The organism is Marinobacterium sp. xm-a-152 (assembly GCF_013282965.1).
Classification (GTDB): domain Bacteria; phylum Pseudomonadota; class Gammaproteobacteria; order Pseudomonadales; family Balneatricaceae; genus Marinobacterium_E.
This window is the reverse complement of record NZ_WBYI01000004.1, coordinates 1-12141: the sequence shown is the minus strand read 5'-3', so window position 1 is coordinate 12141 and position 12141 is coordinate 1. Positions and strand designations below refer to the sequence as shown.

The 12141-nt window shown below is 45.7% G+C and carries 13 protein-coding genes and 1 pseudogene; 12 read left to right on the top strand and 2 right to left on the bottom strand.

What is annotated here, in order from left to right:
* The first annotated feature begins 63 nt into the window (after window positions 1-63).
* The 5 genes from XMA152_RS04435 to XMA152_RS04415 all read left to right on the top strand — a co-directional run bounded on the left by XMA152_RS04435 (window position 64) and on the right by XMA152_RS04415 (window position 2550).
* Window positions 64-270, top strand: a complete 207-nt coding sequence (locus XMA152_RS04435; RefSeq protein ID WP_173482847.1) for an AlpA family transcriptional regulator — start codon at window positions 64-66, stop codon at window positions 268-270.
* Window positions 267-470 (top strand): hypothetical protein, encoded by a 204-nt coding sequence (locus XMA152_RS04430; RefSeq protein WP_173482846.1) that lies wholly within the window; start codon window positions 267-269, stop codon window positions 468-470. Before XMA152_RS04435 ends, XMA152_RS04430 begins: the two co-directional genes overlap by 4 nt.
* Before the next feature lie 4 nt (window positions 471-474).
* Entirely contained in the window at window positions 475-1098 is a 624-nt protein-coding gene (locus XMA152_RS04425) for an inovirus-type Gp2 protein (RefSeq protein WP_173482845.1), read from the top strand.
* A complete protein-coding gene (locus XMA152_RS04420) occupies window positions 1098-1649 on the top strand; it encodes a hypothetical protein (protein WP_173482844.1) in 552 nt (183 codons plus the stop codon). The genes XMA152_RS04425 and XMA152_RS04420 overlap by 1 nt, the downstream gene beginning before the upstream one ends.
* 286 nt (window positions 1650-1935) lie before the next feature.
* The gene (locus XMA152_RS04415) at window positions 1936-2550 is read left to right on the top strand and encodes a tyrosine-type recombinase/integrase (protein ID WP_173482843.1); all 615 of its coding nucleotides are present in this window, start codon (window positions 1936-1938) and stop codon (window positions 2548-2550) included.
* Between the two features lie 63 nt (window positions 2551-2613).
* Here XMA152_RS04415 and XMA152_RS04410 read toward each other — a convergent pair whose 3' ends face one another.
* Window positions 2614-2901: a type II toxin-antitoxin system RelE/ParE family toxin gene (locus tag XMA152_RS04410; RefSeq protein WP_173482842.1), complete on the bottom strand. Its 288-nt coding sequence runs from the start codon at window positions 2899-2901 to the stop codon at window positions 2614-2616.
* A complete protein-coding gene (locus XMA152_RS04405) occupies window positions 2894-3187 on the bottom strand; it encodes a type II toxin-antitoxin system RelB/DinJ family antitoxin (RefSeq protein WP_173482841.1) in 294 nt (97 codons plus the stop codon). Before XMA152_RS04405 ends, XMA152_RS04410 begins: the two co-directional genes overlap by 8 nt.
* Before the next feature lie 356 nt (window positions 3188-3543).
* Between XMA152_RS04405 and XMA152_RS12695 the strand changes: the two genes are divergently transcribed.
* The 7 genes and pseudogenes from XMA152_RS12695 to XMA152_RS04370 all read left to right on the top strand — a co-directional run bounded on the left by XMA152_RS12695 (window position 3544) and on the right by XMA152_RS04370 (window position 11409).
* A complete protein-coding gene (locus tag XMA152_RS12695; protein WP_173482840.1) occupies window positions 3544-3798 on the top strand; it encodes a transposase in 255 nt (84 codons plus the stop codon).
* A gap of 31 nt (window positions 3799-3829) precedes the next feature.
* A complete protein-coding gene (locus XMA152_RS04395) occupies window positions 3830-4909 on the top strand; it encodes an efflux RND transporter periplasmic adaptor subunit (protein WP_173482839.1) in 1080 nt (359 codons plus the stop codon).
* Between the two features lie 4 nt (window positions 4910-4913).
* Window positions 4914-7952, top strand: coding sequence for an efflux RND transporter permease subunit (locus XMA152_RS04390; protein ID WP_173482838.1), 3039 nt, complete (start codon window positions 4914-4916; stop codon window positions 7950-7952).
* Window positions 7953-8047: 95 nt separating this feature from the next.
* Window positions 8048-9069: pseudogene (locus XMA152_RS04385) on the top strand (IS5 family transposase).
* A gap of 189 nt (window positions 9070-9258) precedes the next feature.
* Window positions 9259-9858 (top strand): hypothetical protein, encoded by a 600-nt coding sequence (locus XMA152_RS04380; protein WP_173482836.1) that lies wholly within the window; start codon window positions 9259-9261, stop codon window positions 9856-9858.
* Between the two features lie 187 nt (window positions 9859-10045).
* On the top strand, window positions 10046-10360 hold the full coding sequence (locus tag XMA152_RS04375; protein ID WP_173482835.1) for a hypothetical protein: 315 nt from the start codon (window positions 10046-10048) through the stop codon (window positions 10358-10360).
* A 491-nt stretch (window positions 10361-10851) separates the two neighbouring features.
* A complete protein-coding gene (locus tag XMA152_RS04370; protein WP_173482834.1) occupies window positions 10852-11409 on the top strand; it encodes a hypothetical protein in 558 nt (185 codons plus the stop codon).
* Window positions 11410-12141 lie beyond the last annotated feature (732 nt).

The window sequence follows — 12141 nt, the reverse complement described above, 5'->3', positions numbered from 1 at the left end:
TATCCGTGTAATACTTCTTGATGTGCATAAAATTTCATATCGGTTATCCAATAAGGAGCTGATATGACCAATTTAATCCAAACAGAACCAAGTCTATTAAGGCTTGAACAAGTGCTTAGTCTCATACCGGTTAGCAAGTCCACATGGTGGGCAGGGTGTGCAGAAGGCAAGTTTCCCAAACCAATCAAGCTGACCTCTAGAATTACTGTCTGGCGTTCAACTGACATCATTAAATTTATTCAAGAAATTGATTTGGAGGGTGTCGCATGAACCATCTACCTCATCAATATCCTGACGAACTTCTCTACGGTGAATTTCAGACTAATGAACTTAAGCCTAAGGGTATTCTTGATTTTATAACGCAACCGCTTAAACCTAATGAGGGTAAAGGTTTGCTAAGTATTCAGCCTACATCTCAAGGACAACAACCAACCACTCTTTGGGAGTGTTTGGGAGTAGAGGAGAGCTAGGTATATGAGTATTACCCTACCCAATAAAACACATATCAAAAAGCCAGCTAAAGGCTCGGTAACCTACGACGGCACCTTTGCGACTGATCTTGGTGAATACTCGATCAATGTTGGCCGTAAAGGCACCGATGGTATTCGGACCGATATGCTCTATCCGGCAATACGCCAGATGGAAGCTATGCTGAGCTATCACAATAAGGTGTATCAAATACGCCTTGAATCACACAGTCCCAAATACGAAGCCGATAACAAAGAGTTCGTGACCATGCTGGCGCGCTTGAAAGGTTGGCTCCACGGGAAAGGACACAAGCGTGTGGCTTACCTATGGGTGCGTGAGAAGGAAACGTCTAAAGCCTACCACTACCACTTAGTGGTTTGGCTTAACGGTAACCTCATTCGCTCACCTGACAGTGTATACAGGCGCTGGGATGAGCTTCACAAAGAACGAGGTCACTCTCATACCTACTGGGTTAAATCGACTCCTATGGTCCACAGAGGGCTTCCTGAAACTCACTCAAAGGCTGTACATGTATTCTCTTACCTCTGTAAGGAGAGGGGTAAGGGGTACGGCCATAGATACAGCCGTGACTTCAGTACAAGTTTAATAAAATACCAAGGAGTAAAGTGATGTCAGCAGATTTTAGATTAGAGAAATCAGTTCTTATGGAAGAGCTTTTTGATGGTCGCCTCAAGACTTTCGGTATAACCGAAATAGCGGGTAACGGCGGCGTAATAGGCGTTTCAAGATGTTTATTCGATGGTCGCAACTATTTATGGGTGTTCGGTGGGGAATATGTAGGAACAATAACCCGTTACAATAGTAATGACCCTAACAAAATTTTGAATGCTATCAGTGAGCAATTTGATACAAATATTTTTAGAGAAGACGACCCAGGCTTTCTTGGTTTTAAAGATGAGGAAGAGATGACAGCTTTTTTTGAACAGGTTGCAAAAGAAGATCGAGATCGCTTGTATCATAAGATTATGAATTTTCTCTATTTAAAGCCCCATGGCATGGCAAAGGATTCATATGAAATGACCGAAGCATTAATAGCACATGAATTGGTGATAGAAGACCCCACATATCTTGAGATCTGTCGTAAAGACGAACTTATAGAAGCTGTAGAAAAACAATACAGAGATAAGCTACACGAAACGAGTTTTACTGTACCGTTCTGAAAAATATTTCAGCAACATGCAAAGCCCAGGTATTCTGGGCTATTTTTTATTGGGCTAGTAGAGCCACATTTTCCGTCTGCGACTGAGTGATAAAAACGGTACATAACAGGAGGCAGAAAACGACCCAAACCGGACCTAAGTACTCTCTCGAGATTGAGTTGCAGCTCAGTAAAAACGCATTGTTTCACTGATTCAAATCACCCAAAAGCAGACCATTGATCTCGTTCGCCAGCAAGGGGTGAAATGCTCATCAATACTTCTTCGTGATACTTACGAGGATAAAATAATGAGTGAAGAAAATCAGAATGTACCCTGGAATAAAGGCAAACTACTCGGACAGAAACGCCCACTGAAGCTTAAAGAGATATGGGGAATCCGTATCCGTCTTGAGCTCGCAGGACAGACCCGCGATTTGGCGATGTTCAACTTGGCGATAGACAGTAAGCTCAGAGGCTGTGATTTGGTCGGGCTGAGGGTGAAGGATATTAGCCACGGAAACACCATCCAGCGCAGAGCCATTGTCGTTCAAAAGAAAACGGGGCGGCCGGTGCAATTCGAGATCACTGAGGAGACGCGTAAATCTCTTCGTGTATGGATCGATGAGAAAGGGTTAGGCAGTAATGACTTTCTATTTCCGAGTAGGATTAGCCGCGGTCGGCCCATCTCTACGCGCCAATACGCACGAATCGTCGATAAGTGGGTCACGAGTGTCGGACTCGATCCCTGCGATTATGGGACGCATACAATGCGAAGAACAAAGCCCACGCTGATTTACCGCCGGACTCATGATCTGCGTGCTGTGCAGCTTCTTTTGGGACACTCCAAGTTGGATAGTACTGTGCGGTACCTGGGCGTAGAGCTGGACGATGCGTTAGTTTTAGCTGAGCAGACTGACGTGTAAAAAGATCCGTCTTCAATAAAGTGGCCTTTTAGCTGCAGTGGGTTACCGTTGGTCAGCTACAAATTACTCGGTAGAAGGTGGCCATTGCTGTGCGGTGTGCAATACCCGCAGAATCCGTACAGAGATCGCGTTTTCGTCGTAGACGACTACATGATTTGTCCAGATGACTAACTCTCGGGTGCCTTCTACCCGCCCAGGCCGCCCCATTCTGGGGAAGTCTTGTAATCTTGTTACTTTGTATTCAATGTCATCCTTTACACGTTGGGCCGCATCAGGATTATCATCTGCAATGTATTCGATTATCGACAGTAGATCGGCACGGGCAGGCTCTAGCCATTCAAGTTCAGGCACCGCGACGTTTCCTGTCGATCATTGCTTGAACCTCATCCATTACGTCCTTATGGGCAACGGTAGGACGATTATCTTGCAGAGCTTCATTCACTTTTTCTCGAAACCAGGCATCGTGAGCTTCAGGATCTGAGGTGAGCCCAGCTGGCAAGCCGCCTTCTTTAGTAATTCTGGTGAGCAAAATCCTTACCGCGTCGGAAACGGTCAATCCGAAGTTAGCTAGAGTTTCAGTTGCTTCGGTTTTCAGCTGGTCGTCGACGCGAACGTGTAACATTGATGAGTGAGCCATAACTGATCCTCCAAGTAGTAACAGTATTATGTATCTCAATTGAGATACTCGCAACCTCGCGGAGGTCTATCAGTTAGATTTCGATTTGGACGTGAAGATAGTCCGGCGAAGTTCTTGCTCAAGTAGTGCAGTTAGAATCCACGGCGCCACCTCTTCAGCAGACGATAAAAGCCAGCCCTTTAGCGACGAGTGCTGGCCCATAGCGGTCCTTAAGAAATATCTAATATTCCTAGAAGCAGACGTTTAAATCCAGAAAAATATTGAATTTTCTGAGGATTATTCTTTAACCAATCCAACAGAGAGATCTAATTTCAGTCCAGTTAAGTATATAATTAAACCTTAGCTGGAGAAAGTAAATGACCGGAAGAAAGCGGTATACGAAAGAATTTAAATTGGATGCTGTGAGCTTGGTGCTAGAACAAGGTCACACACGAACAGAAGTGGCCAGAATGTTGGATGTGAGTCAGCAAATCATTGGTCGCTGGGTCAAAGAGTTTCAACAAGATGATGATGGTCAAGCTATAAATGTGCTTTGCGAACGATTGGTTAAATTCAGATGCCACAGAATGTTATGGGATGAAAATAAGACCCATTTACACAACTTGATATGAGACATAACGCGATACAAGCAATGGAACAAAAATGAGTTTTCAATATTTACCAAAATGCAAGGGAGTCGTTGCGTTAGCGCTTTCGGCGTCATTACTGGTGCTGTCTGCCTGCAGTGATGCACCTAAGGCAGAGGTTGAGCAAGCCCAGGTGCAAGCAGTCAAACTGGTTGAAACGATCAGTAATCCAAATCAAACCGAACGCGCCTTCCCCGCCGAAGTGTCAGCGGTTAAAACATTAGAAGTGAGCTTTGAAGTTTCGGGAAGATTAATTAAAGAGAACCTGCTGACGGGCACTATTGTCAAGCAAGGTGAAATTTTAGCTCAAATCGATCCAACGCCGTTTGAACAGCGATTACGTGAAACCACAGCGCGATTGGATCAAGCGAAAAGAGATTTAGCTCGAACTACGTCTACGTTTGAGAAAGGGTTGTCGTCTCAAGCTCAATTAGACGATGCTAAAACTGCTTGGGAGCTAGCGGTTATCGCTCGTGATAAGGCACAACAAGATCTGAGTTATACAACTTTAACGGCACCTTTTGATGCACAGGTATCTGAGCGCATTGTTGAAAATAATAGCTATGTCCGCGCGGGTGAAACCGTCGCTAAAGTACAAGATGTATCGCGCTTTTATTTCAATATTAATGTACCGGAACGTTTACTCAGCAGCTATCAAAAAGGCTCTCCCGTTGAGGCGAGTGCGAGCATTGTTTCTGCTCCGCACAAGCAATATGTGCTGCAATATGTTGAACACGCTACGCAACCTGATCCAATAACGCAAACATATAAGGTGGTGTTTGCAGCCGATGGACGCGATAGCAGCTTAACACCCGGAGCAAGAGCAGTTGTTAAAGTGACATTAGGCAATAAAACAGTTGATACCGGCGTATTAGTTCCATTTACGGCGCTTCAGGGCAACGATACCGAAGGATTTCATGTGTGGCGTTATAACGATGCAGATTCCACAGTTAACCGCGTGAACATCAATGTGCTGCAGATTGAGGGAAGTTACGCATTAGTGAATGGTGAAATAGCGCTAGGTGAGCGTGTAGTTGCTGCAGGTGGCGCCAAAATGCGCGATGGTCTGATTGTAAAACCCTACATGGCGGAGTAATCGCATGGATATCGCGCGCTACTCTATTAAAAATCCGGTTAATGTCTGGCTAATGATTTTGGTTTTGTTAGTGGGAGGGATATTTGCACTCGGCTCAATTGGGCGCTTGGAAGACCCCGCATTTACCATCAAACAAGTCCAAGTGGTAACGCAATTTCCGGGAGCCAGTGCGGAAAAGGTTGAGCATGAAATCACCGAGCCACTCGAAATCGCGATTCAGCAAATGTCGCAATTGCATCAATTGGAGGCAATTTCTAAACCAGGGGTATCGGAAATCACTGTAGAGGTGAAGTCTACTTTCGATTCGGATGTGCTTCCGCAGATCTGGGATGAATTGAGGAAACGCCTACGTGATGTCGAGAAGAACCTACCGGTCGGTGCGCAAACCCCCAATGTGTATGATGATTTTGGCGATGTTTATGGCATTTATTACGCGCTAAGTGCGCCAGAGTTCTCGCCAAATGAATTGCGTGAGTTTGCTCGCATAATCAGGCGAGAACTGTTAGTGACTGAAGGGGTTGCGAAGGTTCAGGTAAGTGGCGTGCGTCAAGAACAGCTAGTTGCCTATATTAACCCGTTTGAGTTGGCCGGTTTTGGCATTTCTTTTCCTGACTTGACCAATCTATTGGCTGACAACCTAAAACCGTTTAATGGCGGACGTATTCAGGTTGAAGGGCAAAAAGTGCGCTTGTTGGTCGAAAATCCGGTCGATCGATTAGATGAGATATATAACTTGTCTTTGGTAGTCCCTGGTACCAGCCGTTCTATTAAAATTCGAGATGTCGCTGAATTGCGTTTTGAGCCTCTCGACATTCAACCGGTGCTGATCCGATACCAAGGACATGAAGCGATTACGTTGGCCGTGTCAGCTTTGAATGATGTCAATATTGTAGAAGTTGGTGAGCGTGTAAACGCCAAAGTTGAGCAATTACTCAGTGAACTGCCGGCCGGTATCACATTGGCCCCCATATATGATCAAGCTGCACTGGTAGACGAATCGGTACAAGGTTTTATTAACAACCTCATTTTGTCAGTTACTGTGGTAACACTCACCTTAATGGCATTTATGGGTTGGCGTAGCGGCATGGTAGTGGGTTCTGTATTACTTATTACAGTTATGGGCACCGTGTTGCTGATGTGGTTAATGGGTTTGCAGCTTGAGCGGATTTCATTAGGCGCAATGGTTATCGCCATGGGCATGTTAGTCGACAATGCGATTGTAGTGGCAGAAGGTATGATGCTACGTATGCGTCAGGGTAAGTCTGCGATTGAAGCTGCTAGCTTTATCGTCAAGCGAACTCAGTGGCCATTGCTTGGCGCTACGGTTATCGGCATTGCGGCGTTCTCCGGCATCGGATTGTCAGATGATGCAACAGGTGAGTTTTTGTATTCATTGTTTGCCGTTGTTATGGTTTCTTTGCTACTAAGCTGGGTGCTTGCGGCGACCGTTGTGCCGTTATTTGGTAAGTACTTCTACAAAGTAGGCACTGAAGAAGAGTCTGATACCAGTAATGGCATCGTATATACAGGGTATTTAAAGGTGCTCACGGCAGCGCTGAAATTACGTTGGATCACCGTTGCAGTACTGCTGGCGATTACTTTGGTGGCTTATGCCGGCTTTGGTATGGTTAAGCAAGGCTTCTTCCCAGCATCCAATGCACCACTGTTTTTTGTACATTACTGGGGCCCACAATCTCAGGACATAAGACAAACTGCAGATATTGTGGCAAAAGCTGAATCTCTAATTCTTAACAGTGAACATGTTGTGTCGGTAACTAGTTTCATTGGTCGTGGTGCTGATCGTTTTACACTTACTTATGGTCCGCAGCAGCCCAATGAAAGCTACGGTTTCTTCCTCGTCAGGATGGAGTCACGTGATCAGATTGACGCTTTAATAGAGGACTTATCTGCTCGTTTGCCTAATGTTGATTTGGATGCGCATTTTTATACCGAGCGGATGCAATTTGGACCGGGTGGCGGCGCTAAGATAGCCGCTCGTTTTTCAGGCCCTAACACTGAGGTGCTAAGAGAGTTGGCTGCTAAGGCCGAAGCCGTCATGTTGCAAGATGGGCAGATCCGCGATATTCGTCATAACTGGCGAGAAAAAGGAATGGCGCTGAATGCGCATTTCGATGCGTTTAATGCTGGGATTGCAGGTGTTTCGCGCACAGATTTTACTCAAGCCATTCAATATGCATCTATTGGTGTTGAGCTGGGGCGTTTACAAGACGGTGACTACAGCTACTCTATTCGTGCAAAAATGGCAGGACTCAATGTGCCAGAGGTCGATGCAATAGAGAATAGCCAGGTATGGAGCTCAGGCCAGCGAGAATATATACCCTTCTATCAAGTGTCAGAGGGGCTAGAACTGGTTAACGAAGAAACGCAAATTCACCGTCGTAATCGATTAAGAACGATAACAGTGTTGGCAGAGCCGGGTTTTAATGAAACCGCAGGAAAGGCATTTACACGTATTCAACCGCGCATTGAGGCGATTCCATTACCAGATGGGTATTCACTGGAGTGGGGCGGCGAATACGAGTCCTCTCGAGATGCTCAACAAGCGTTGGGTACTGGTCTTCCGGTTGGCTTTTTGGTCATGCTACTGATTTCAGTGTTGTTGTTTGGTCGAGTACGACAGCCATTGATTATTTGGTTAATCGTGCCGATGGCAGCTGTTGGTGTTGTTAGCGGGCTGCTTGCTACTGATATGCCGTTTGGCTTTATGTCCTTGCTAGGTTTCTTGAGCTTATTTGGCATGTTGATCAAAAACGCCATCGTGCTGTTAGAAGAGATAGATCTGCAAATCGCTGAAGGACGCGCGCCGAATACTGCCATTCTAACGGCAAGTGCATCAAGGTTACGACCTGTAGCGTTAGCAGCAATAACCACTATTTTGGGTATGGCGCCATTGCTGTCTGATGCGTTTTTTGCGGATATGTCGGTAACGATAATGGGGGGACTAGCGTTCGCTACAGTACTGACATTGATAGCAGTACCTGTGTTTTACAGTATTTTCTATCGGGTGAGTTACCGAAAATAATGGTTGGTGTTTACGTTGGGTATACAGCTATGGATGTTGCGAATAAGTCCTACTGCCTGAGAGAATCCACGTCTTTCTCCTGATCGGATCATCCAATGGATCACCAACTCACCTTTGCTGATAGCGAGTTCAATCAAAAACGCCGCAAGACTCGGAAAGAGGTCTTTTTAGGGCGAATGGATAAGTTGATTCCATGGGCTCGTTTGGAATCGATCATAGAGCCGCACTATCCTAAAGCTGGCAATAGTCGCAGACCCTATCCGCTATCGACGATGCTGCGGATCCATTGCATGCAACATTGGTACAACCTAAGCGATCCTGCCATGGAGGATGTCCTCTATGAGATAGCCTCTATGCGCCAGTTTTCAGGACTATCGCTAGATAAGACGATTCCTGACCATACTACGATTATGAACTTTCGACATTTGCTGGAGCGCAAGGGTCTGGCACGAAAGCTATTCGCCGAAGTTAACCAGTGGTTAGTTGAAGCAGGAGTTCTCCTGAAAGAAGGCACCTTGGTTGACGCCACAATTATCGAGGCTCCAACATCAACTAAGAATAAATCAAGAGATCGTGATCCAGAGATGCACCAAACGAAGAAGGGTAATCAATGGCACTTTGGACTCAAAGCGCATATTGGAGTGGACGCTCGTACTGGATTAACTCACAGCCTCACAACAACATCGGCAAACGAGCACGATTTGAATCATGCCGATACCCTTCTTCATGGCGAGGAATCGTTTGTCTTTGCAGACTCTGGCTATCGCGGTGCTCATAAGCGCGAAAGTCTGAAATCTGGGAAGGCTGACTGGCATGTCGCTGAACAGCCTGGGAAGATCCGTGCCTGGAAAAAACACCCAAGGATAAACAAAGAAAAGATCCGCACTGAATATCTGAAAGCCAGCATACGGGCTAAAGTTGAACATCCGTTTCGGATCATCAAATTCCAGTTTGGTTTTGTAAAAGCTCGCTACCGAGGCCTACACAAGAATGATGGTAAGTTGGCGATGCTGTTTACTCTGGCGAACATTGTGCGTGTAGATCAGATGTTACGGGCTCGATAGCAGGGCAAATCCGTCTGGAATCTGCCAATCAGCTTCCAGACAGTGAAATTTAGGGGAGTTCTGGCTCAAATCCAGCGAAAATGGTGGCTAAAAGATCTGATTACCGAAAACTGGATACTTGATCGTAGGTTCCCTAGCCTCACTCAACTGAAGGGGCATTCTGTTGTGGTCTTTGCGCCGAAATGCTGAGTTGTGTTAGATAAAAAGAACTAATCAGGTTTTTATGACAGGAGACGTTGTTGGTGGCAAAAGATTCAAGGTTAGACGAACTGCTTGAACGACTTCGCAAAGCTGAAAACGATGTTTCGGAAGAGGTCGACCGGCTTCTCGAAGAGCACAAACAACGATTTCACTACACCTTTGAGCGAGGTAAGGTTAAGTTTGAAGAGGCCTTTGCAGACCTTCAGCGTCGTTACCGAGTTGGATCATGGCAATATCTTCGCGAAGCAAAATTAAGTTACATACTCTCAGCACCAATCATTTATGGCATGGTCGTCCCGATCGCATTGCTCGATCTTTCGTTAACCATCTACCAACAGATCTGCTTTCGACTATACGGAATACCACGCGTGAAGCGTGCGAAGTACTTTGTGTTCGACCGTCACCTATTACAATACCTGAATACGATCGAGAAGTTAAACTGCGTTTATTGTGGCTACGGAAATGGGGTAATGGCTTATGGTCGCGAGATCACCGCTAGAACTGAGCAGTTTTGGTGTCCGATAAAGCACGCTAGACGTCCAAGAGGCTGGCATCAGCGTTCTGACAATTTTTTCGAGTATGGCGATGCAGATGCATGGAAGGAGAAATTGAAGCGAATTCGTCAGGAGTGGCGCGACTAGTCTTGGTTGTCCTGATGGGTTAGGAGTCATAAAAAGTACACGATTTAATGGTACGTTTGCGACTACTATGATTCTATTGCTTAACCTTGCTCGGCTTTCCGCATGACCACCGTCTTGATACTTGATAAAAACGATACGAGTTGTGCCATGATTGAGCACTTACTGAATATGTCGGGCTTTAAAGCGCATGCCTGCCTGCGAGCGAGCATCACAGGCGTTTGCTCTGTTGATGAGGTACTTAAATACCGAAGTTTTAGTAGTCGATTACTGGTTAATAGACGAAACGGCCATAGAGTTCTGTTCAAGACTCATTCGCTTTGATCTGAAAATACCGCTCGTAGTGATTTTGAGTGATGATGACAACGAAGCCATCAAACGAGAGTGCGAGAGTGTTGGTGCAGTGTTCTTGTCAAAATCTAAGCTTTACAGCCTTCCCGTAATTCTCAGTTCTAGAATACCCGCAGGTGTCGCCAAACCGTTGGGTCTGTCGTTCAATGGTTGACCGGGTTTGAGGCAGCCTCCCGTTTGAGGGCAGAATTCTTCGGGTTTTCCTGAGATGAGAGTAGGAATAGGATCTCTCTGCAAATGTCGGCTTCAGGGAAATCTATCAGATCGTGTAAGTGCTGCAATGTGCGCTTATCAGCTCTGAGAAAATTGGAAGCTAATGTCTGGTATTGCGCAGTCATTCACAGAGTTATTGGGTTCACTTGTTCACGCGGTTCCAGAGGGTAAAGCACAGCCTTCAATTCCGAGAGGCTAAATACTAATCCCGATACTTGCAGTCACTTGTCACTCTACGTTCGTTAGTTTGGCTAACGTCCGCTTCTGAGGATTCTCTTCAGTAGCCTTTGGGTCGCTGTTTACACTTTGCAACTATTCACCGTTTTGAGGCTAGGGTCCGGAGTGTGCCGGTAACAGACGCTGAATGTGTTTGGTTGGTACCCATTCATGTTATCATTAACTGTATATTTAAACAGTTATTGATGCACAGTCATGGGATCCAAGAATTCAAAGCTCGAACAATCTATAATCGCCGGCGAGGGTAGTGTCTTCGTCTCTGCAAAGCTCTCTGAAGAGCTCTTCAGCACAGAAGATAGCACTACTCTTGATGTGACTGAATTCGCAAAACAAGCTCGCAGAATGGCTCAACAACTTAATTTGGGCGACAGCCAGCCACTTGTAGATAAGTTAGCATCTCAAGTACACCTTCTTGATGTATTGTTTACACGTACGATGCAACTTGCCGTTAATCAAAACACTCCAGAGCGAATGCTGGCGCTAATGGACATGGCTCTGAAGGTTCAAAACAATACTCGCCGGACCGCTAGTACCATAAACGAACTTACCCACCCTAAAGTAGCTAATAACTACATCCGCACTGACACGGCAAATGTGGCTACCAATCAACAGATTAACTATTCAGAAAAAAACCTAGAAAACGAACTAAACACAGGTGACATTCATGAGATGGACAGACAAAGCCCGAGCAGAACAGGCAGAGCGGATCAAAGAATGGAAACCTTGGTTGAAGTCGACAGGTCCGAAGACTGAAGAGGGTAAGTCGATTACTTGTATGAATGCACTTAAGGGAGGGGCTAGTTGCTCAGATATTAGAGAGTTAACTGATCTTCTTTCGCACTTAATGGAAAAATAAATACACGGTATTTTTTGCGGTATATATTGAATAACAAATTATATAATAATATTTATATCAATAGGTTAAGGGTGTTATTCGCATCCTGCTGGGCCCACCACTCTTTTCTCTCTGTTTTTTTAAGATCAAAAGCTGTCTATCCGACTGCGTCGGCTAGCCTTCTTCTTTGTGTGAGCAAAGAAGAAGCAAGAAAACACACCCCGCTCCTTCGGCCTTCGGCACACTGCGCGCGATACTCTTTTTCTAACATCGAAAGGCACATTTCAGAGCCTGCTCCGTGCAGGCGCTGAAACTCTCGCCCATCCGGGGCTCGATCCTTTCAACGTCTTAACGAAAAAGAGCACCGTGCTCGTTCTCAGTCGGACGGGGAACGGGGTGCCAGATTCGAATCTCGTGCCAATCGTCCACGTCCGATCGAGTTCGGCATTTTGATTTTGAAGTTGGAGCGGTCTTGCAAAGGCCGCGATAGATTGGTGTTTAATTGAAGAGTGGTTTCAGACCAAAGGTCATATATGGTCCGTCCCGCGTTATGCAAGATAAAAGTACCAATGGTTAAGGTGAGCTGCAGTCATATATCCGGCTTTTGATGAAGATCTCTTTCTTCTAGCCCCAATGGATTCTGCATACTT

What these genes read in the sequence shown, in the direction of transcription:
- XMA152_RS04435 (WP_173482847.1), top strand. Translation starts at nt 64, where the DNA reads ATGACCAATTTAATCCAAACAGAACCAAGTCTATTAAGGCTTGAACAA.
- XMA152_RS04430 (WP_173482846.1), top strand. Translation starts at nt 267, where the DNA reads ATGAACCATCTACCTCATCAATATCCTGACGAACTTCTCTACGGTGAA.
- XMA152_RS04425 (WP_173482845.1), top strand. Translation starts at nt 475, where the DNA reads ATGAGTATTACCCTACCCAATAAAACACATATCAAAAAGCCAGCTAAA.
- XMA152_RS04420 (WP_173482844.1), top strand. Translation starts at nt 1,098, where the DNA reads ATGTCAGCAGATTTTAGATTAGAGAAATCAGTTCTTATGGAAGAGCTT.
- XMA152_RS04415 (WP_173482843.1), top strand. Translation starts at nt 1,936, where the DNA reads ATGAGTGAAGAAAATCAGAATGTACCCTGGAATAAAGGCAAACTACTC.
- XMA152_RS04405 (WP_173482841.1), bottom strand. Translation starts at nt 3,187, where the DNA reads ATGGCTCACTCATCAATGTTACACGTTCGCGTCGACGACCAGCTGAAA.
- XMA152_RS12695 (WP_173482840.1), top strand. Translation starts at nt 3,544, where the DNA reads ATGACCGGAAGAAAGCGGTATACGAAAGAATTTAAATTGGATGCTGTG.
- XMA152_RS04395 (WP_173482839.1), top strand. Translation starts at nt 3,830, where the DNA reads ATGAGTTTTCAATATTTACCAAAATGCAAGGGAGTCGTTGCGTTAGCG.
- XMA152_RS04390 (WP_173482838.1), top strand. Translation starts at nt 4,914, where the DNA reads ATGGATATCGCGCGCTACTCTATTAAAAATCCGGTTAATGTCTGGCTA.
- XMA152_RS04375 (WP_173482835.1), top strand. Translation starts at nt 10,046, where the DNA reads ATGCCTGCCTGCGAGCGAGCATCACAGGCGTTTGCTCTGTTGATGAGG.
- XMA152_RS04370 (WP_173482834.1), top strand. Translation starts at nt 10,852, where the DNA reads ATGGGATCCAAGAATTCAAAGCTCGAACAATCTATAATCGCCGGCGAG.